Raw genomic sequence first — 19093 nt, 5'->3', positions numbered from 1 at the left:
GGTGAGGCCAAAAGTCAGTTCGCCGTAATCTTCGGTGAGCGCTTCGTCATCTAATGACGGTAACCGGCCTCCCGCACAAAATTCCTGACAGTCCCGCAGCAGCCACTGCCCGGGCTCCAACTCGCATGGCACCGGCTCGGCGAGGACGCGGACATTGGCGGCGCCCTTGGCGCGGACACGGTCCCACAAGCCGCTATTGCGGGCGAAGTCGTGGTTGCCGGGCAGCAGCCACCAGGTACAGGCATAGCGCTGCATTCGCGATACCGCCTGCACGATCACACGGTCTTCTGGTCCTTCGGTATCGAACACATCGCCGGCGACCAGTACGTGCCTGACCTCATGCTCCGCTGCCGCCTTGCCGATCGCGTCAATCGCATCGAATCGGGCTTCGCTGAGGGCAGCGCGCACATCGCTGTCGAAGCGGCCGTATGGCTTGCCGAGTTGCCAGTCTGCTGTGTGGATCAGGCGTAGCATCGAAACCTTCTGGCGGTGTGGGCCATGGCAGTCGAGCCGAGCCCCCTACCCGCTCCCCTAACCCTTGACCGTACGAAGTCAGCGGATCGCGACAACCTTGACCTCGACGGCGTCGGCGACCTTCTTCCAATTCTGGTCGCTGGTCCATGCGGGCAGACCGTCGCGCCGTGCGAGTGCCAGGCAGAAACGGTCACCGAGACTGAGCCCCGCCTCGGCTGTGGCCGCCCGCAACCGCCCAGCGATCTGCGCGAGCGCCTTGTCGGCCGGCACGACCGTCAGCGGCAATGGATCAAGCATCGCATCGACTTCGCGCTCGGGCATGCCGGCATGGACGAAGTGGCTGACGACCTCGGCATAGTTGACGCTGCTCACTCGCGCGCCACCGATTTCCGCCGCAACTTTTGCCGCGCCGCGCTCGCCCTTGAGCATCGCGATGATCGCAGACGCGTCAAGCACCACGCTCATTCGCCGCTCTCTTCCCGACGTCGGGCGAGAAAAGCGTCAACAGAAGCGTCAGGGTTACCGCCGGTGTACTGCTTGGCCAGGGCTTGGGCACGTGCCACTGCCTGACTTGCTGTTCGCAAGACCACACCATCTTCGGTTTCGTCGAGGTAGACCGCACCACCGCCACTCAGACCGAGGCGCTTCCGGACGTCCGCTGGCAGACTCATGCGCCCGTTAGGGGTAATATTAATTTGCAAGGTCATGTTAGCACGTCAGCCCCGATGCACCACTTCGATGCAATATAGCTAAAACGTCCGCCTACGACAACAATGTCGCTCTTGCGCCTATCTTCCACTCCAATGTCATGCTTGTCCTTACGTGTCACACCGCTACGATCCTGCCAGATGCGCTTTTTAGGAGGTGCGTTTTGGGTATACCCGTATAGCACTACCGGGTCTCAGTACACTTTCCGTGTGCTACAGGTTCAAAGGTACCACTCTCAATTTTGGTGCGTTTTGCATGCGATGAGCTAGCTATAAAAGACCATACGCACCGATCCATAGATCCGAAGCGCCCGATCATCGTCGACCCGTAAGACGGGATCGATTTCTTTCTCGCCAGTAGCCCGCGGTGTGTCACGTGGCACACCGTTGGTCGCGGAAGCCGAACCTCGCGCCGCGATCCACGCGGTAGCGGCGTCGATGCGTTTCAAGGCGGGCGCTGGGGCTACCGCACCGAACGGCCACGGTGCCGGCGGGCCCGTGTTCCTCGCGAAGGGCACACCATCGGACTACCTGTGGATCCCGGACATTTGAAAGTTTGGCCGCTCCCCGGATGGATGGGGCGAGACGTACGTGTCGCGCCGCTGGTCGTCGGTGTGAACACGCTCGCGGCATCAAGCACCAACTCTCCGGTCGAAAGCCCACAACCTGCATGACACGGCGTTGAACGTCATGTACCCCGTCATCATGGGTATGCTCCAACAACCATGTTCGCGCCATCTGGCGATATGGTTCGCGGTGCTCGCGATCGCAGCAAGACTCGTCGTCCCGAGCGGCTTCATGCCGCAGAGGGCGGGCAACCACGTGGTCATGGCGGTTTGCACGAGCTCTGGTCCGCTGGTGACCCTCGTTCAGGTTCCGGGTGCGTCGACGGACACGCGCGACGGCTCCGAATCCATCCGCCCTGCGTCACCGTGCTCGGTCTCCGCCACGGACACCTCGATCTGCTCGGCGGTCGATCCGGTCCTACTGACTGCCGCCCTCGCTTTCATCATCAAGACGTCGATCTTCCACGCCGTACGAAGCACTGTGCCGGCTCCTCCACGTCTTCGTCCTCCACTACGGGGACCACCCTCGACCCGCTAGGCATCGGTCAGGCGGCATCCTCTGCGTCCGCCGCCTCCAACCATAATTCCATGACCGATGGAAGATTCGAAAGGTCGCATGACGCCTCCGGTCCGCGGATGGCGCGCGACCAGACTCGACCTAAGCGAGGAACATACCTTCATGCTCAGCCAACGTCACAGCGAGACAACGCTCGCAGCCATCAGCACCAAACGCTTCCTGCTCCTGGCAGGGCTTGTATCGATCCTGATCAGCGTCGCCACTTGGACGTTGGATCTCACACAGGCGACCTACGCCTGTCCGTTCTTTCGAGTCCAACGTTCGGCGATCGGTATCCTGGGGATACTGATTCTGCTTCTCCCGTACGGCAATCGGTTCTTCCTCCGGTATGCCGCAGTCGCTGTTGCCACGCTCGGGTTGGGCGTCGGCATGATGCAGAACTTCAATGGCGGCTGGCTCGCGATGTTCAAAGGGACGTTCAAGCTTCATGATCCGATCTGGTTCGACTCGACGATCCTCTCGTCGTGCGCCATCGTGATCATGTCCTTTCAGCTCGGGATCATCTTCGAGGTCTCGGCGAGGCAGACGCTTCGGACGGAGAGGGCCTGATCATGCTGAAGTCGACGGTGGCATGCATCGCATGGCTCTTGATGGTCGCGCCCGCGGCGGCCGAGCCGACGCAGATCGTCGTGCGGGTAATCAGCCAGGACGGGAAGTTCGTCGGCGATCACACGGGAGGAGCATCCATCACGCTGCGCGAGGTGAAATCGGGCAGGGTGCTCGCACGCGGCGTCACAAGGGGCGGGACGGGCGACACGGAGCGGATCATGGAGGCGTCTCGACGCAGCCCTTCGATCGCGCTTGCCGATGCCGCATCCTACAAGGTCACTCTCGATCTCGGCGAGCCGACGCTCGTTGACCTTGAGGTGGAGGGCCCCATAGGTCGTCCTCGATCCAGGATCAGCGTGAGATCGCAGCGCTGGATCGTCCCAGGCGTGCCGGTGACGGCAGGCAATGGCTGGCTTGTCGAGCTTCCGGGGCTCGCGATCACGCCCACCATATCGACGCAGGGCCGATCGGTTTTGATCACGGCCAAGGTCGAGCTGATGTGCGGCTGCCCGATAACTCCCGATGGACCTTGGCCATCCGCCGATTACGCCGTCACTGCGAGCATCTGGAGCGGGCGCCACGAACTGGCGAGCGCGCCGCTTGCGTTCACCGCGGCGCCTGGGACGTTCAGTGGGCGCATCGCCCTACCGCGAGCCGGGAAGGCGAAGATCTACGTCAACGCCGTGAACGGCCGAACGGGCAACTCGGGACTGGCGACCGTCAGGTTGCCGTGAGCCAAGGCGCTGCGCGTGGGAAACCGAAGCGCGCAGCGCCTCCGTCGATTGACGAGCTATTGATGAGGATCCGCCATGTCCAAACCTCAATTGCGGATCGGCAGGGGAAATATGCAAATCCGCTAAAGAATAGTTCCACTGGCATGAGCCGGATCGAACGCCATCGCATGTATGAGAGGACCTGTGGCTTCTGATGATGCAGCGCAGGTAAGACCTGCATCATCGCATTAGATGCACCTTTCTTCGACGAACACGCTCCCGCACCCTGCGCAAGTCCCAGGTTCAGGTTATAATCGGCGAGACTTCCGCAGGCACGTCGTCCGAGTCGGTATCCACATGCTTCAGGTGAACGGTCTGCGTGGCGTAGGCTATCGGAACCTTAGCCTTCTCCAAGCTGGCATGGATCTTCAAGAGCAAATCCTGTCGGATGATCAAGCTCTCGTCGAAGTCCTGCGCCCTGATGTAGGAGAAGATTTCTATGTCTACGGAGCTCAGATTGATGTCCTTCAGGCGCGCCCGCGCGCCCGGCTTGATGATATGTTCGTTCGCCTCCAGGATTTCCGTCATCATGTGGAGGGTCGCGGGCAGCTTGTCGGACCTGATCCCGTGCTCCAACCTGATGATCGGATTGAATAGGAAGGAGTCCCGTCGAGCGAAGTTTTCAATCTGTCGCGCCGAGAAATCTCCGTTTGGAATGGTCACCACGGTCCGCTCCAAGGTGCGGATGCGAGTGGAACGTATGCCGACGTCCTCCACCGTGCCTACCACGTCACCGACCTTGCAGAAGTCGCCGACCTGCACGGGTTTGTCTGCGATCAACGTCACGCTTCCGACCAGGTTCTCGACCGTCTTCTGCGCCCCGAGAGCCAAGGCGATGCCGCCGATGCCCAATGCGGCGACCCCCGTCGTGACGTCGATCCCGAACGTGTCGAGGACGGCCACGACCGCGATGAACAGCAGGACGAGCTTCGCAGCGCGACGGACGAGACTGATCACGGACACCGCTTGCCGTCGTTCCAGTCCCTTGAGCCGATTGATGCTGAGCTGTGCCACCGCATCGATCATGCGGGCGAAGAACCACGCCAGCGCGATCCAGGCGAAAACACCCAGGTACCGCAGCAGGATTTGACGTGCGATGATGGAGACCGGCAGCGATCCCGCCCATAGCTGGAACAGCAGGGTCGCCCCGAACAGGCTTACCGGCGGCATCGCCGCCTGAGCCACACGATAGGTCCTGCTCCTTTCGTGATCGTGGATCGTGCGCCTCATCACGAAGAGGATCCCGGCGCTGACCACGTAGAAGCCAAGGAAGACGAGCGACGCGAGGCCGAGCAGGGTCGACCAGTCCCCGACCGCCGCGCCCCCGATTTCGATCGGTTGCCCGCCTTTGCCGGTGTTCCTATGCTCGTGCAGCCGCCGTGCGGCGATGCTGGTCTTCAGCGCCACACGCCAGACGTTGCCGGCCGTTGCCGTTCCGCCACGGGTAAGGAGTATGGGTACGTCACCCGTTCTCGAGAGGCTTCCTACCCGTTCGATGTTGGACCCGAGACCGTCCTCCAGATTTCCCTGCGGGTCGTTGGACAGCGAAACGAACGGATCGATCGCACCGCTCTGATCCAATACGGACTGAAGCTCCTCCGTCAGACGGCGAACGTCCGCCTTGGCTTCGAAGTAGCGGCCGGCCCGGCTGTAATCGCGCTCGGCCATTGCGGAAAGAAGACCCGAGACGGTGCCTCGCGGCGTGTCGCGGCCATAGATGTCGGTCGGGGGCTTTGTGGACGACGCGGACGCGCCGGCTTTCGGGGCGGCCTGCGACTGTGCCCGACCCGGCACGGCGCCCGCGAGGAGCACCATGCCGATCAAGTGTAGGCGTGATGTACGAAGCATCGATGGCCTCATGCGCCTGCGATGAAGTTCTCGACCGCGATCTGGGCGAGGTCGTCAGTCATCTGGGTGCGCGGATGCTTGCAGAAATAGGCGGATGCGGGGTCGATCACGCCGGCGATGCCGCGGTCCTTGGCGATCGCGGCGCAACGGATCATGTCGATCGCGACACCGGCGCTGTTGGGCGAATCCTCGACCGACAGGCGCAGTTCCAGGTTCATCGGCACGCCGCCGAACAGCTGGCCTTCCATGCGCAGGAAGCATACCTTGTTGTCGTTCTGCCACGGCACGTAGTCCGACGGCCCGATATGGACGTTGTCGTCGTCGAGCCGCTCGGCCGCGACCGACTGGACCGCCTCGGTCTTCGAGATCTTCTTGGATTCGAGGCGGCGGTGGTTCGACATGTTGAGGAAGTCGGTGTTGCCGCCGGTGTTGAGCTGATACGTCCGGTCGAGCTTGACGCCGCGCTTGGCGAACAGGTCGGTGAGCACGCGGTGGACGATCGTCGCACCCAGCTGTGCCTTGATGTCGTCGCCGATGATCGCGACGCCGGCATCCTCGAAGCGCTTCGCCCATTCGGGGTTGGAGGCGATGAAGACCGGAATGTTGTTGACGAAGGCGACGCCGGCTTCCAGCGCGCATTCGGCGTAGAATTCGGTCGCCTCCTGGCTGCCGACCGGCAGGTAGTTCATCAGCACGTCGGTGCCCGAACGCTTCAGTTCGGCGACGACCTCTTCCTTGGTCGGCTGCGTGTCGTTGGCGACCACGAAGGTGCGATCGTCCTTATATTGGCTCATATGGTCGGCGACGCCGTCCAGCACCGCGCCCATCTTCACCACCGTGCCGGTCGACGGGATGGTGGCGGCGAACACCGCGGTGCAATTGGGCTTGGCGAAGATCGCCTCGGCGACGTCCTTGCCGACCTTGCGCGTATCCACGTCCCAGGCGGCGACGACCTTGATGTCGGAGGGTTCATAGCCGCCGACTTCCCAGTGCATCAGGCCGGCCGCGTCGTTGGTGCCTCCGCGATAATGCTCCAGCCCCTGGACGAGCGAGCTCGCGCAGTTGCCGATGCCGACGATGGCGATGTTGATGAGTTTCACGAATTTACTCCGGTATGCAGCCGTTGCTCGGCTTTATCGATGGTGAGCATCCATGCGTGACGCCTGCGCAGACATCGCTCTGATCATGCCCAGGACACCGCCTGGATTGGCGGCGCCATTGATCACGTCGGCTTGAATGCTGCTTGCAAGCGACGGCTCTTCGTCGCCTTGCTTTTCAGTGGTTGAAGAGGCCGTCGATCACGCCCCCTCGTCGACTTCGCTCATGGCGGCCAGCGCCGCGAATGCCGGGCGTGCTCTTCGGTCTGGTTTCAGGCCCCCGGGCAGGGAAGCGGGCGCTGCTGGGATGCGGGCTGTCCCGCGGACCATCAATGCCAGCGTAGGCGGATTTCGCGCGATGACCTTGTCGAGTCTGCTCGGGTCAAACCAGACGCCTCGGCATCGGGGGCGATAGTAGAGCTCGCCCCCTCGGCGGTCGGCGATCAGCAGTCCGAGCTGACATCCGGGAGCCAGCATAACGCCGTCACGGCGCTGCGATGACGATGGGATGTCGTTCATGGCCTGCCCTTGAGGTTCGCCCGAGAGGCTCAAGGATGGATGCCCTGTTCGGCGCAATCGCGTCCCGAGACCTCAGTCTGGATCGTGCTGTGTCCGATCTCGTATCGGTCTCGCAGAAGCGCTTGAACGGCCGAGCGCGTCCCATCGACGTCGGCACCGCGATCGAGTACGAGGTGGACCGTACAGTTCACCTCGTCGTTGCTCATCGACCAGACATGCAGGTCATGAAGGTCGGCGACGCCGCGCACGCCGGCGATGGCGGTGCGAACCTCGCTGAGCTTGAGGCCGCCCGGAACGCCTTCTAGTAGGACGTTGCTGGTGTCGCGCAGCAGGATCCACGTACGCGGCAGGACCCACAGGCCGATGCCGACCGCTACGATTGGGTCGACCCAGGTCCAACCCGTGAAGCGGATGGTGAGAGCGCCGGCGATGACGCCGACGGAGCCAATCATGTCGGCCCAGACCTCCAGATAGGCGCCCTTGACGTTGAAGCTGCCTTCCTTACCCGCCATCAGCAACCGCATCGACACGATGTTCACGACGAGGCCGATCGTCGCGACGATCAGCATGCCCCAGGATTGAACCTCCTGTGGGGTGCTGAAGCGCTTGATCGCCTCGACGAAGACGTAGATCGCTACGCCGAACAGCAGCACGGCATTGAAGGCCGCAGCGAGGATTTCGAAACGACGATACCCGAACGTCCGCTTGTCGTCGGCCGGCTTCTGGCCCAGCTTGATAGCCAGCAGCGCGATCACCAGCGCCATCACGTCGGTCATCATGTGAGCGGCGTCCGAGAGGAGCGCCAGGCTGTTGAAGACGAAGCCGCCGATCACCTCCGCGATGAAGTAGGTGAAGGTCAGCGCGAGCGCCCAGCTCAGCATCTTGGCGTTGGCGCCGGCCGCATGGTTGTGACCGCCCGCGCCATGGCTGTGATCGTGCCCTGCGCCAGCATCGTGCGCTCCGGCGCCGTGGTCGTGACCGGCGCTCACTTGCCGGCCTCCCGCTTCGCGAGCCAGATGCGCATCCGCGAGATCTCAGCCCGCTGCGCCATGACCACCTCCCGTGCGAGCTTCCGCACTTCGGGATCGCGGCCGTATCTCAGCTCGACCTCCGCCATCGCGATCGCGCCCTCGTGGTGCGGGATCATCGCACGCATGAAGTCGACATCGGCATCCCCGGTGAACCGGATGTCCATGACGCCGTGCATCTTGGCGTTGGCTGCGCGATACGCCCGCGTCGCGGGAGAACCTGTCGGTGCGGCCGGTCGCAGGTGCCGTCCGTGCGGCATGGTCTGTGCGACCGGTTGCGCGCTCACCGACGCGGTCGCGGCGACGGCCGCGACCGCCAGCATTTTCTTCATCGTGGGCATGTCGTCTCTCCTTTCGGATGGGTGGGCGCAGGGCGCCGATTGGGATCGAGGCGGTTCATCCGGCGATCTCCTCGAGCGCGAGCAGCGCGAGGAAGCCGATGAAGAAGAAGGCGCTGATGAGTGGGCTGTCCGGCTTCTCGTGCGCCTCGACCAGCAGCTCCTCGGTAACCAGATAGAGGAGCGCCATGAGGCCGAAGCTCAGAAAGCCGGCGATCACCACGGGTGACAGTGTGGCCACCGGCAGCGCGGCCAGCGATCCGATCGGAAGCAGAAGGGCGAGGCCTGCGACCGTCAGGACGACCCGCAGCCTGGAGCGCATGGTCTCACCGAGTTCCGTCGTGAGCGTCACGCCGAGGAACAGCACCTCGAGCGTCAGCGCGACCGTCAGCAGGATGCCCGCCTTGGCGCCGGCGACGAATGCCAGTCCCAACACGAGGCCATCGATGAGCAGGTCGATCCCGATCGCGCCCAGCAGCGCGGCGGGACCTTCGAAGCGTTCCTCGAAGCCCTTGAGCGCGAGCATGACCGCCACACCGGCGGCCCCGCCGATCAACGTCGCGGTCGGGCTCGCCTCGTGCTTGACCTGCGGAAGGATCTCTGTCGCCGCCGCGGCGAACACGACGCCGGCCGCGAGATGCTGCATGGCGCTGGTAAAGGCGGCACCGGGACGTCGCACGACCGCGGCAATTGCGCCCAGAATGACCGCGATGGTCGGGATGATGGTGTAGCTCAGTGCCAGCATGGCAGTACTCCCAAACGCGAATGTCCGCGCGATCGGCTTCGCCCGGTCGGTCGGGACAGCCTTCCATCACCAATCGTCCGAAGTCGGATCGTGCTCCGACCGCCGCGGCGCTTCGGCGTCTTCGCAGCGTATCGTCGCTCCCTCGATGCGGTCGATGCCGGTCGGTATGCCGACCTTCGGATCCTCACGATCATGCGATCGGCCCTGGTTGTGAGGACCAGTGCCACTTCCCTCCGCGGCGCCTCCATGTCGCGAATCCGATGCGATGGAACATTCCGATCCATCGGATCAGCACGAGCACATGCGGGGTGGAGATCAGACTGTAGGTTCTGCCAAGGCGCGTCGTGCGTACAAGCAGGTTGGCGGCCAGGAGCCACAGGCCGGCCGGAAGAAGAGCGGCGAAAAGCTGAAGCGTCTTCATCGGGTGGTCAGGCAACGCTTCTGCCCTGTGATGGTCCGCAGGACAGGCAGGGCGATCGCACGGCCACGCAAGGCGCCCGCCGAAGAACGGATCCGGGTGCGATCCGAGCAGGCCTGGACCCGAATGGATCGACGCGCGCGAAGATTACTGAGGGCCATCAGTGCCCCCCCTCGATGGATCGAACGTTGCGACCCTCCAGGCGTACCAGATGAAGGCGGCAACGATCACGGCGTTGCTGGTGGGCTCGATGAGGTCGGCCACCTGCCGATACCGGGTGCCCAATCGGAAGCCGGCCACCACCAGGACGCTCGTCCAGATTGCGGATCCTGCGAACGTCGCAACGAGAAACGGTACGAGCGGCATTCCGCTGACGCCGGCCGGCACGGATATCAGCGTGCGGATGCCCGGGATCATGCGTCCGAACAGCACCGCCCAGCGCCCGCGCCGATCGAACCAGCGGTCGACCCGATCGATCTCGCTTGGGGTCAGTGTCAGCCAGCGGCCGTGCGAGGCGGCGAAGCGCTTCAGGCGATCGACGCCGACCCAGCGACCGGCATAGTACCACAGGAGCGCACCGACACCCGATCCGAGCGTGCCGGCGACGATGACGGCTGGCACGCCGATTTCACCTCGCGTGGCGACATAGCCGCAGAGCGGCAGGATCACCTCCGACGGGATCGGCGGAAAGACGTTCTCCAAAAGCATCAGCAGAAAAACGCCGAAACCTTTGAAGGAGGAAAGTACATCCAGTATGATGTCGAACATTGTGATTTCAGATCCCCGAGCGTCGCGGGCGCAGCCGAAGACGATGCTCGAGCAACATCCCCAGGCTGCTGCACGCAACTGCCTTTTCAGACGTGGGCGTTCTCACGGCTTCCACCGTCATCCTGCCCTACCGGTCGGATCGCGGTAGGCTAGCAGCCTCAAGGCGTTGACGACGACCAGCAAGGTCGATCCCTCGTGCACCGCTACCGCGGGTCCGATCCCGAGCCCCAGGATGGTCGCCGGTACGAGGAAGCCGACGACGCCGAGGCTGACGAAGACGTTCTGGCGAATGATCCCACGGGTGTGACGGCTGAGACCCACCGCGAACGGCAAATGGGCCAGATCGTCGGCCATCAGCGCCACGTCCGCGGTTTCCAGAGCCACGTCCGACCCGGCCGCGCCCATCGCGATCCCGACGGTCGCACTCGCCATGGCAGGTGCATCGTTGACTCCATCGCCGACCATCGCGACCTTGTCCTCGCCTGCCAGCTTCTTGATTGCGGCCACCTTGTCCTCGGGCATCAGATCGCCCCAGGCTTCATCGATCCCGACGTCCCGGGCGATCGCCTCGGCGACCTTCTGATGGTCGCCGGAGATCATGATCATCCGTGACACACCCATGTCGTGCAGACGGCGCAACGCGGTCCTCGCGGCCTCGCGCGGCGTGTCCATGAGACCGATGGCGCCGAGATCCCGGTCGCCCTTGCGCACGACCATCGTGGTCCGGCCGCTCTCGCGCAGCGCGGCGACGGCACTCGTTGCCCCTTGACCCAATACCGGAATGCCTTCCTTGCCGAACATCTCGGCCTTCCCGATCCATACCGTCTCGTCTCCGACGGTTGCGGTGACGCCGCGGCCGGTGAGGCTCTTGAGGTCTCCGGCTTCGGGTAGTCCGCGTGCGCCGAGTCGTTCACGGCCGTCCTTGACGATCGCCTGCGCAAGCGGGTGGTCGCTGAGCGCCTCGACCGCGACGGCGAGTGCCAGCAGCTCGTTCTCGTCGGCAGCATCGACCACCACGACATCGGTGATGCGTGGCCGTCCTTCGGTCAGCGTGCCAGTCTTGTCGAAGGCGATCGCCTTTAAAGATCCGAGATTTTCCAGCGGCGCGCCGCCCTTGACCAGGACACCGCCTCGCGCCGCTCGCGCGACGCCGGAAAGCACTGCACTCGGCGTCGCGATCGCCAGCGCGCAGGGGCTTGCCGCCACCAGCACAGCCATCGCCCGGTAGAAGCTGTCGCGGAAGGGCTCGTCGACGACGACCCAGGCGAACAGGAGTAGAAGGGCGAGCACGAGGACGGCAGGCACGAACACCCGCTCGAAGCGATCGGTGAACCGCTGCGTCGGCGATTTCTGCGTTTCCGCCTCGCTGACCATCTTCACGACCTTGGCGAGTGCGCTCTCGTTTGAGCGACGCGTCACCTCGATCTCGATCGCGCTCCCGCCGTTGATCGTACCGGCGAACACCCGGCTTTCCGGACCCACCGCGTCCGGCTTGGCACGAGCGATCGCGGCATCGGCGACGGGGATCTTGTCGACCGGGATGCTCTCGCCGGTGACGGGAGCCTGGTCGATCGCGCTGGAGCCCTTGATGATGAAGCCGTCTGCAGGCAGGCGTTCGTTCGGCCTAACGATCGCGACATCGCCGATCACCAGCTGTTCGACGGGTATCTCGCTTTTCTGGCCGTCCCGCCGAACGGTCGCGATCTCCGGCGCGAGCTTGGCCAGCGCCTCGATGGCCTTCTTGGCGCGACCCATCGCATAATGCTCGAGCGCGTGACCGAGACTGAAGAGGAAGAGCAGCAGCGCGCCTTCCGCCCAGGCGCCAAGGGCTGCGGCACCGGCTGCGGCGACCAGCATCAGAGTGTCGATCTCGAACCTGCGGAGTCGCAGGTTGTCGATCGCCTCGCGCAGCGTGAAGAAGCCGCCGAAGAGATAGGCCGCGACGAAGCAGGCGGTCGGCAGCCATTGCGCCGCGTCAGGCATCAGCTTCTCGACGCCGTACCCTATCCCCAGCAGCGCACCGCAGGCGAGAGCGAAGATCAACTCGGTGTTGGGCCCTAGGAACTCGGCGTGCGAATGGTCGTGGCCGTCGCCTGGGCCATGCTGCTCCTCCTTCGTCCGGGCGCCCTTCCCATGATCGTGTCCGGCATGATCGTCGGCTGCGATCCGTTCGCCGAGACCCACCTTGAGCTTGCGAAGCGTCGCACGGATCTCGTCCTCGCCGGTCCGCTGCCGATCGTATTCGACGCGGATCGTTCCGCTGGTGGTCGCGCTCGCCTGGACAACGCCGGGCATCGCGCAGAGCGTGTCGCCGATCGTGCGTGCCCGACGTTCGTGCGTGATCCCCGTAACCTCCCAAACGGAATGGCCGTAGCGTTCGGTGATTTCGGCGCCTGCCGCACGTACCATCTCGCGCAGCCGCGGCAGCGGCAGCTTGGCGGCGTCGAAATGGATGCACAGTGCCGCAGGGGCGTCACCGTCGACAGCGATGACGTGGGCCTTCTCGACGCCGTCGCGCGTCGCCAGGGTGGAGACGAGGCGCTCCAGGCAGGCGTCGGCGGCATCGGGCAGGTCGGGCAGCAGCACCGGAATGTCGAGTTCGAGCTTGTCGTTCATGACGGCCTCCCAACTGTGATCTTCGATCGTATGCGGGCATCGCGTCGCATCTCGCGTGCGGCGGCGAGGAAGACGACGCTCGCGGCGAGGTGCCGAGAACACGAAACCAGCCGCAGCTTCAGCCCGCTTCTGGTGATGATGATCGTGCCGAGGATCACCGCGGACGCCGACAACGAAGTGCGTGCAAGAGGGCGCATCGCTCAGTTCTCCCCCTTGGTGCGGTGGCAGACGCGCACCTTGCCGTCGGAGCGGGTGAAGGCGATCGATCCACCCGCGATCACCGCCCTCGTGCTGCCGTTGCGGAACTCGTCACCGGTGCCCCGCGCGCGCAGGATCTCCGTCCTGCCGCGCGGCAGCCAGGTGACCGCCATACGCAGACCATCGCGGAGGTAGTCGACGTCGGCGCGCGATCCGTCGTCGCAGTAGACGACACGTTGCCCAACCAAGTCCGGCATCGTCTCCGCGTTGTGAAGAACGCCTTCCGTGTCGTCTGGCGCTGGCCCGCAAGCCGTGAGGCCCAGTGCGGCGAGCGCGAGCAGGGAGAGCCTGCCACGAGGCACAGCCGTCCGTTTAGCTCGCTCGCTGCTCACCACAGGACTCCATGCACCGGTTTGAGCGGTGCTGGCGCCTCGAGGCCGGCGGACTCGAGCAGATCGATCTCGATCGTGCGGCACATGGCGGTGAGCGGCACATCGTGGACGGTGTTGGCGAAGGGATCGGTGAGATCTTCGCCGATGCTCAGCACGGCGAGGAAGACGAGGCCGATCAACGTCGAGCCTATCGGCGTCCAGAGCCCGAGCGATTCGACCAGCGCGATGGGCAAGAGTAGGCAGAACAGGCGGGTGAACAGGTTCGGGAAGAAACGGAAGCCATTCGGCAGCGGGGTGTTCTTGATCCGCTCCATACCGCCTTGGGCGTTGGCGATGTCGACCAGCACGCGCTCGACCATCGCCTGCTGAATGGTGTCGATCCTGCGGTTCGCGAGGGCACTGGCGAACAGCAGAGAGATGCTGTTCAGGATCGCATTGGCCGGGTTCGTCTTCTTAACGACCATTTCGGCAAGCGTTTCGCCCGCGATCCGCCTGATCTCGTCGTAGGCGGGTTCGCGGCGGAGTTGGCATCGTATCGCATGGGCGAAGGCGATCTGCCGACGGACCACATCCTGGTGGAGACCCTCCGCATCGTCCTTCCCTTCCGAAAGGCTCCGCGCGACGCGCGACAAAGATCGCGACGCGTTGATGAGCGCGCCCCATAAAGTCCGCGCCTCCCACCAGCGCGCATATGCGGCGTTGGTCCGAAAGCCCATGAACAGCGCGATCGCGGTGCCGAACAACGCAGTCGGAAGCGGCGGCTCCTTGATCGGCGTCATGAAGTGGAAGGCGGTGACCGCAACGTCCCATACGAAGAGGATCGTCAGCGGCTTCCATACCTCAAACATGATCTGCCGAAATCGTGGCGTGGCGCCCACAATCATAAATGTTCATTGCTCCAGCATGCTTCGGCATCAGCCGAGCGGCATGTTCATGATGTCTTTGTATGCGGACAGAAGCTTGTTGCGGACCTGAAGCGTCGCTTCGAACGCGACACTTGCACGGTTCTGGATCAGCGCGACGGTCGCGATGTCGTTCGTCTCGCCGCGCTCGTAGGCCTCGGTAGCGACGTCTTCCCGCTGCTGCGTCTCGTTGACCTTCGCTACGACGCCATCGAGCGTCTGTGCGAAACTGGACGAGGGGGTGCCCGGCGCCGCGCCGGGCGCGACGTTCGGCTGCGCTTCGCGAAGCGCTCGACTGCGCGCGATCACGTCTGCGCGGATCGCCATGACGTTCGAGATGGTCGGATCGGACATCGTCACGCCCTCCGCTGACGTCTGCGCGGACGTGTTCCGGCCGAACCGCACCGTTGATACGATCGGGTCACTTGCTGCCCTCCTGGACGCAGGTCCGGGTTCGGCTCGTGCCCTCGACGATCGTCAGCTGCGTTCCGGAGAATGTCGCCGTGATGCCGTCGCCGACATATTGCAGCCTCTGCGTGGGCGCGCTGAGGATCCGGGGAGGAGCATCGTTCCCGTCGCGCAGGTCGAGCCGCAGTCCATCGTCCTTGTAGTCGATCAGCAGCCTGCTTCCGTCGTCGCAGCGATAGCGGTGACGGCCGAGTTGCCCGCTCGACACCCCGCTGTCGGCGGAATGAACCTCCTGCTGGGTGGGCGGGTCGCTGGGCGCGGGCTTCGAGCAGCCGGTCAGGACCACGAAGCCGACCATCGCGACGATCTTGATGCCAATCATCGTACCTTCCTCCGATAGTGCTGCGCTATGCGGCGCCGGTCGGCTCCGCGGACCGCCTGTCCGGCGCGCCAGTGAAGGTAGGCCGCAAGTCGGTCGTCGGCCTCGATCATCAGTACGCGCAGACGACGCAGAACCATCGCGGCGATCGGGAGCGAGAGCAGGCCCCGGAGGGCGCAGCTGTGCGACACCGTGGTGCCGCCGTCGTCGCCCTGGAGTTCGAAGCGCTCCTCGATCATGAACACGTGAGGAATGCCGCACGACCAGGCGAAAGCCCGGGGCTTGTCCAGGTGGTCGACCTCGGCGGGTGAACGGACGGAGCGTGACCAGCCCGGAAAGGCGAACGTGCACTGGGTTTCGCCAACCTGGCTGGCATCGTCGAGCTGGATCATCGGCCTCCAGGCTTGACGGTGCTCGGGCTCTATCAGCGCGGACCAGATCCGCAGCGGCGGGCCATGGAAAACTCGGGAAATCGTGATCTCCGGCATGGGTATCCCCATCATCGATATGGGAGGGCGGCACGACGGTGCCGCCCTCCTCGTTCGTCAGGCCATGGTCTTCCCGAAGGTCTGACCGTGATCATCGCCTTCGTGCTCTTCGTTGTAGTGCTCCGGCAGCTCGATCGCCTTCTGCCCGAACCGCGCGTAGAGGGTGGGAAGCACGAAGAGCGTCAGCAGCGTCGCCGAGATCAGCCCGCCGATGACGACCGTCGCCAACGGCTTCTGCACCTCGGCACCGGCACCATGTCCGAGCGCCATCGGTACGAAGCCGAGCGATGCCACCAGCGCCGTCATGGCGACCGGACGCAGGCGCTGCATCGCACCAACATGCGCCGCCTCGGCGCGGTCCATGCCCGAACGGATCAGGTCCTGGATGGAGCTGACCATGACGAGGCCGTTGAGGACCGCGATGCCGGACAGCGCGATGAAGCCCACCGCGGCGGAGATCGAGAAGTCCATGCCGCGCACGAAGAGAAGCAGCACGCCGCCCACCAGCGCGAAGGGCACGCCGGTGAACACGATCGCGGCATCACGCACCGATCCCAGGGCGCCATAGAGGAGGAACAGGATCAGGACGAAGCAGGCCGGGATGACCAGCTTCAGCCTTGCGCTGGCCGACTGGAGGTTCTCGAACTGTCCACCCCATTCGAGATAGCTGCCCGGTGGCAGGCGCACCTGGCTGCCGATGGCAGCCTGTGCGTCGGCCACAACGCTTCCGACGTCGCGACCACGCACGTTGGCCTGCACGACCACCCGGCGCTTGCCGTTTTCGCGGCTGATCTGGTTCGGCCCGTCCACGACTCCGATGTCGGCGACGCTGGAAAGGGGAACGAAGGACCCGCCGGCGACCGGAACCTGGACCTGCTGCAGCAGCCCCAGATCCGAACGCTGCGCCTCCGAGAGGCGGATGACAACCGGGAAGCGGCGGTCTCCCTCGAAGATCTGCCCGGAGGTGCGGCCACCGAGGGTGGCGGTGACGGTGTCCTGCACATCCTGAGCGGTGACGCCGAGGCGTGCCATCGCATCGCGGTTGACGCGGATGTCGAGCATCGGGAGACCCGTCGTCTGCTCGACCTTCACGTCGGCCGCGCCTTGCGTCTTGCGCAGGATTGACGCGACCTGCTCCGCCGTCCGGTTCATGGCGGAGAAATCGTCGCCGAAGACCTTGACGGCGATGTCGCCGCGAACGCCTGCGATCAGCTCGTTGAAGCGCATCTGGATCGGCTGGGTGATCTCGTAGGCGTTGCCCGGGAACTTCGCGAGATTGCCCTCGATGCGCTTGACCAGATCCTCCTTCGCCAACTTGGGGTCGGGCCAGGCGTCGCGCGGTTTCAGGATGACGAACATGTCCGTGGCATTGGGCGGCATCGGGTCCGATGCGAGCTCGGCGGTGCCCGTCTTCGAATAGACGAACTGCACCTCGGGCTGCTTCGACATCATGCGTTCGATCGGCACCTGCATCGCCTGGCTCTGCTGGACCGACGTCGCCGGGATGCGCAGCGACTGGATGAGCAGGTCACCCTCGTCGAGCTGCGGCAGGAACACCTGCCCCAGCGTTCCGAACGCTAAGACCGCCAGGACGAGGCTGCCGACGGCCGCCCCGATCGTGATCGTGGGACGCCTCATGGCCCGATTGAGCCCCGGCTCATAGCGCTTCTTGAGCCAGGTGACGATGCGGCCGTCCTCCTCATCGACCTTCTTCGACAGCCAGATGGCAATCATCGCAGGCACGAAGGTGAGCGACAGCACGAACGCGAAGGCGAGCGCGATGATGACGGTGAGCGCCATCGGCACGAACGTCTTGCCCTCGACGCCGGTGAGCGTGAGCAGCGGTACGTAGACGAGTATAATGATCGCCTGTCCGTATACCGAAGGCCGGATCATCTCGCGCGCGGCAGCCGCCACGCTCGCGAGCCGCTCCTTGACGGTGAGCCGTCGGCCTTCGTGATGTTGGCGCTCCGCGAGCCTGCGCAACGCATTCTCGACGATGATGACCGCACCATCGACGATCAGGCCGAAGTCAAGCGCGCCGAGGCTCATGAGGTTGGCAGAGACGCCTGCCTTGAGCATCCCGAATCCGGTTAGCGTCATCGTGATCGGAATGACGAGCGCTGCGATGAGCGCCGCGCGGAAGTTTCCGAGCAGGAGAAACAGGACGACGATGACGAGGACCGCGCCTTCGCCGAGGTTGCGCGCCACCGTCCGGATGGTGGAGTTAACCAGCTCGGTGCGGTTGAGCACCGGCTGCACCACCACGTCCGGCGGAAGCGAGGCGTTGATCGTCTTCAGCTTGTCCGCGACCGCGGTCGCGACCGAGCGGCTGTTCTCACCGATCCGCATGATCGCGGTGCCCACCACGACCTCGGTGCCGTTCTCGGACGCGGAACCCATCCGGATCGCCTGTCCGGTGCGAACGGTCGCGACCTGATCGAGCGTCACGGGCACACCGTTGCGGGTCGCCACGACGGTCCGGGCCAACTCGCCGGTGTTGCGGACCAGAGCGTCCGACCTTACCGCCAGTCCCTCACCGTTGCGGTTGACGAAGCCGCCTCCGACACTGGTATTGTTCCGCTCGAGAGCGTTACCCAGTTCGGTCAGCGTGATGCCGAGTGAAGCGAGCTTCTGGACATCGGGGACGACCAGGAACTGCTTGGCATAGCCTCCGATCGAGTCGACACCAGCCAGGCCGGGCGTGTTCTTCAGTAGCGGGGTGACGATCCAGTCCTGCGCGGTACGCAGATAGGTCGCCTTGTCCTCCTCGCTCGTCAGCCGATCGCCCTCGGGGGTGATGTAGCTGCCGTCGGGCTGCTGGCCCGGCTCGCCGGGCTTGTGCTTGTCGTCGGCGCGGTGCTGCAGGCGGACGGTGTACATGTACACCTCGCCCAGACCGGTCGCGATCGGTCCCATTTCGGGGTTCACGCCGTCGGGCAGGTTCTCGGCCACGCCCTGCAGCCGTTCGCCGACCTGCTGGCGGGCGAAGTAGATGTCGGTCGCGTCGGAGAAGACGGCCGTGATCTGGGCGAAGCCGTTGCGGCTCAGCGAGCGGGTGTATTCGAGGCCCGGGGTGCCGGCGAGCGCCGTCTCGATCGGGAACGACACCTGCTTCTCGACCAGCTCGGGCGACAGCGCTGGCGCGCGAACGTTGATCTGCACCTGATTGTTGGTGATGTCCGGCACCGCGTCGATCGGCAGCCGGTAGAGGGAGAAGGCGCCGATGGTTGCGGCGATGACGGCGAGCAGCAGGACGAGCCAACGCTTCTCGACCGCCCATGTGACGATGCGGGCGATCAT

The 19093-nt window shown here is 64.5% G+C and carries 19 protein-coding genes; 2 read left to right on the top strand and 17 right to left on the bottom strand.

Annotated elements, in window-relative coordinates; translation table 11 throughout:
* The 3 genes from GGR47_RS17990 to GGR47_RS17980 all read right to left on the bottom strand — a co-directional run.
* Window positions 1-474 (bottom strand): metallophosphoesterase family protein (locus tag GGR47_RS17990; RefSeq protein ID WP_246343133.1); only part of this gene is annotated, 474 nt, incomplete at its 3' end.
* A 78-nt stretch (window positions 475-552) separates the two neighbouring features.
* Window positions 553-939, bottom strand: coding sequence for a type II toxin-antitoxin system VapC family toxin (locus GGR47_RS17985; RefSeq protein ID WP_043061448.1), 387 nt, complete (start codon window positions 937-939; stop codon window positions 553-555).
* Window positions 936-1181 carry an AbrB/MazE/SpoVT family DNA-binding domain-containing protein gene (locus GGR47_RS17980; protein WP_022676113.1) on the bottom strand — a complete coding sequence of 82 codons (246 nt, stop codon included), beginning with the start codon at window positions 1179-1181 and terminating at the stop codon, window positions 936-938. The genes GGR47_RS17985 and GGR47_RS17980 overlap by 4 nt, the downstream gene beginning before the upstream one ends.
* 1182 nt (window positions 1182-2363) lie before the next feature.
* Between GGR47_RS17980 and GGR47_RS17975 the strand changes: the two genes are divergently transcribed.
* Together GGR47_RS17975 and GGR47_RS17970 are read left to right on the top strand one after the other, a co-directional pair.
* Window positions 2364-2873, top strand: coding sequence for a hypothetical protein (locus tag GGR47_RS17975; RefSeq protein ID WP_147035900.1), 510 nt, complete (start codon window positions 2364-2366; stop codon window positions 2871-2873).
* Between the two features lie 2 nt (window positions 2874-2875).
* A complete protein-coding gene (locus GGR47_RS17970; RefSeq protein WP_043061449.1) occupies window positions 2876-3607 on the top strand; it encodes a hypothetical protein in 732 nt (243 codons plus the stop codon).
* A 282-nt stretch (window positions 3608-3889) separates the two neighbouring features.
* Here the strand turns inward: GGR47_RS17970 and GGR47_RS17965 are convergent, their stop codons facing one another.
* From GGR47_RS17965 to GGR47_RS17900, 14 genes are all read right to left on the bottom strand, one after another.
* Window positions 3890-5461, bottom strand: a complete 1572-nt coding sequence (locus GGR47_RS17965) for a mechanosensitive ion channel family protein (protein ID WP_052814284.1) — start codon at window positions 5459-5461, stop codon at window positions 3890-3892.
* Between the two features lie 41 nt (window positions 5462-5502).
* The gene (locus GGR47_RS17960) at window positions 5503-6594 is read right to left on the bottom strand and encodes an inositol-3-phosphate synthase (RefSeq protein WP_043061451.1); all 1092 of its coding nucleotides are present in this window, start codon (window positions 6592-6594) and stop codon (window positions 5503-5505) included.
* 198 nt (window positions 6595-6792) lie between these two features.
* Window positions 6793-7068: a TFIIB-type zinc ribbon-containing protein gene (locus GGR47_RS19405; protein ID WP_367890210.1), complete on the bottom strand. Its 276-nt coding sequence runs from the start codon at window positions 7066-7068 to the stop codon at window positions 6793-6795.
* A 71-nt stretch (window positions 7069-7139) separates the two neighbouring features.
* The gene (locus GGR47_RS17950) at window positions 7140-8099 is read right to left on the bottom strand and encodes a cation diffusion facilitator family transporter (protein WP_043061452.1); all 960 of its coding nucleotides are present in this window, start codon (window positions 8097-8099) and stop codon (window positions 7140-7142) included.
* Window positions 8096-8479: a CopM family metallochaperone gene (gene copM / locus GGR47_RS17945; RefSeq protein WP_052814285.1), complete on the bottom strand. Its 384-nt coding sequence runs from the start codon at window positions 8477-8479 to the stop codon at window positions 8096-8098. The genes GGR47_RS17950 and copM overlap by 4 nt, the downstream gene beginning before the upstream one ends.
* A 55-nt stretch (window positions 8480-8534) precedes the next feature.
* Window positions 8535-9221: a ZIP family metal transporter gene (locus GGR47_RS17940; protein WP_043061453.1), complete on the bottom strand. Its 687-nt coding sequence runs from the start codon at window positions 9219-9221 to the stop codon at window positions 8535-8537.
* Between the two features lie 565 nt (window positions 9222-9786).
* The gene (locus GGR47_RS17935; RefSeq protein WP_043061455.1) at window positions 9787-10407 is read right to left on the bottom strand and encodes a DedA family protein; all 621 of its coding nucleotides are present in this window, start codon (window positions 10405-10407) and stop codon (window positions 9787-9789) included.
* Between the two features lie 117 nt (window positions 10408-10524).
* Window positions 10525-13023, bottom strand: a complete 2499-nt coding sequence (locus GGR47_RS17930) for a heavy metal translocating P-type ATPase (RefSeq protein ID WP_061780452.1) — start codon at window positions 13021-13023, stop codon at window positions 10525-10527.
* A 200-nt stretch (window positions 13024-13223) separates the two neighbouring features.
* The gene (locus GGR47_RS17925) at window positions 13224-13613 is read right to left on the bottom strand and encodes a hypothetical protein (RefSeq protein WP_241769377.1); all 390 of its coding nucleotides are present in this window, start codon (window positions 13611-13613) and stop codon (window positions 13224-13226) included.
* Window positions 13610-14497, bottom strand: a complete 888-nt coding sequence (locus tag GGR47_RS17920) for a bestrophin family protein (RefSeq protein WP_043061457.1) — start codon at window positions 14495-14497, stop codon at window positions 13610-13612. Before GGR47_RS17920 ends, GGR47_RS17925 begins: the two co-directional genes overlap by 4 nt.
* A gap of 30 nt (window positions 14498-14527) precedes the next feature.
* The gene (gene fliE, locus GGR47_RS17915; RefSeq protein WP_043061491.1) at window positions 14528-14869 is read right to left on the bottom strand and encodes a flagellar hook-basal body complex protein FliE; all 342 of its coding nucleotides are present in this window, start codon (window positions 14867-14869) and stop codon (window positions 14528-14530) included.
* A gap of 67 nt (window positions 14870-14936) precedes the next feature.
* The gene (locus GGR47_RS17910; RefSeq protein WP_043061458.1) at window positions 14937-15305 is read right to left on the bottom strand and encodes a hypothetical protein; all 369 of its coding nucleotides are present in this window, start codon (window positions 15303-15305) and stop codon (window positions 14937-14939) included.
* Window positions 15302-15790: an SRPBCC family protein gene (locus GGR47_RS17905; RefSeq protein WP_043061492.1), complete on the bottom strand. Its 489-nt coding sequence runs from the start codon at window positions 15788-15790 to the stop codon at window positions 15302-15304. The genes GGR47_RS17910 and GGR47_RS17905 overlap by 4 nt, the downstream gene beginning before the upstream one ends.
* 57 nt (window positions 15791-15847) lie before the next feature.
* Window positions 15848-19093, bottom strand: coding sequence for an efflux RND transporter permease subunit (locus GGR47_RS17900; protein ID WP_043061459.1), 3246 nt, complete (start codon window positions 19091-19093; stop codon window positions 15848-15850).

This window comes from Sphingomonas aquatilis, from assembly GCF_014196115.1.
In the GTDB taxonomy this organism is placed as follows: domain Bacteria; phylum Pseudomonadota; class Alphaproteobacteria; order Sphingomonadales; family Sphingomonadaceae; genus Sphingomonas; species Sphingomonas aquatilis.
This window is presented reverse-complemented; position numbering and strand designations above follow the sequence as displayed.

Excerpts from the sequence above, each read along its gene's own strand:
- GGR47_RS17985 (WP_043061448.1), bottom strand. The coding sequence starts at position 939 with ATGAGCGTGGTGCTTGACGCGTCTGCGATCATCGCGATGCTCAAGGGC.
- GGR47_RS17980 (WP_022676113.1), bottom strand. The coding sequence starts at position 1,181 with ATGACCTTGCAAATTAATATTACCCCTAACGGGCGCATGAGTCTGCCA.
- GGR47_RS17975 (WP_147035900.1), top strand. The coding sequence starts at position 2,364 with ATGACGCCTCCGGTCCGCGGATGGCGCGCGACCAGACTCGACCTAAGC.
- GGR47_RS17970 (WP_043061449.1), top strand. The coding sequence starts at position 2,876 with ATGCTGAAGTCGACGGTGGCATGCATCGCATGGCTCTTGATGGTCGCG.
- GGR47_RS17965 (WP_052814284.1), bottom strand. The coding sequence starts at position 5,461 with ATGGTGCTCCTCGCGGGCGCCGTGCCGGGTCGGGCACAGTCGCAGGCC.
- GGR47_RS19405 (WP_367890210.1), bottom strand. The coding sequence starts at position 7,068 with ATGCTGGCTCCCGGATGTCAGCTCGGACTGCTGATCGCCGACCGCCGA.
- copM (WP_052814285.1), bottom strand. The coding sequence starts at position 8,479 with ATGCCCACGATGAAGAAAATGCTGGCGGTCGCGGCCGTCGCCGCGACC.
- GGR47_RS17940 (WP_043061453.1), bottom strand. The coding sequence starts at position 9,221 with ATGCTGGCACTGAGCTACACCATCATCCCGACCATCGCGGTCATTCTG.
- GGR47_RS17935 (WP_043061455.1), bottom strand. The coding sequence starts at position 10,407 with ATGTTCGACATCATACTGGATGTACTTTCCTCCTTCAAAGGTTTCGGC.
- GGR47_RS17930 (WP_061780452.1), bottom strand. The coding sequence starts at position 13,023 with ATGAACGACAAGCTCGAACTCGACATTCCGGTGCTGCTGCCCGACCTG.
- GGR47_RS17920 (WP_043061457.1), bottom strand. The coding sequence starts at position 14,497 with ATGATTGTGGGCGCCACGCCACGATTTCGGCAGATCATGTTTGAGGTA.
- fliE (WP_043061491.1), bottom strand. The coding sequence starts at position 14,869 with ATGTCCGATCCGACCATCTCGAACGTCATGGCGATCCGCGCAGACGTG.
- GGR47_RS17910 (WP_043061458.1), bottom strand. The coding sequence starts at position 15,305 with ATGATTGGCATCAAGATCGTCGCGATGGTCGGCTTCGTGGTCCTGACC.
- GGR47_RS17905 (WP_043061492.1), bottom strand. The coding sequence starts at position 15,790 with ATGCCGGAGATCACGATTTCCCGAGTTTTCCATGGCCCGCCGCTGCGG.
- GGR47_RS17900 (WP_043061459.1), bottom strand. The coding sequence starts at position 19,093 with ATGATCGCCCGCATCGTCACATGGGCGGTCGAGAAGCGTTGGCTCGTC.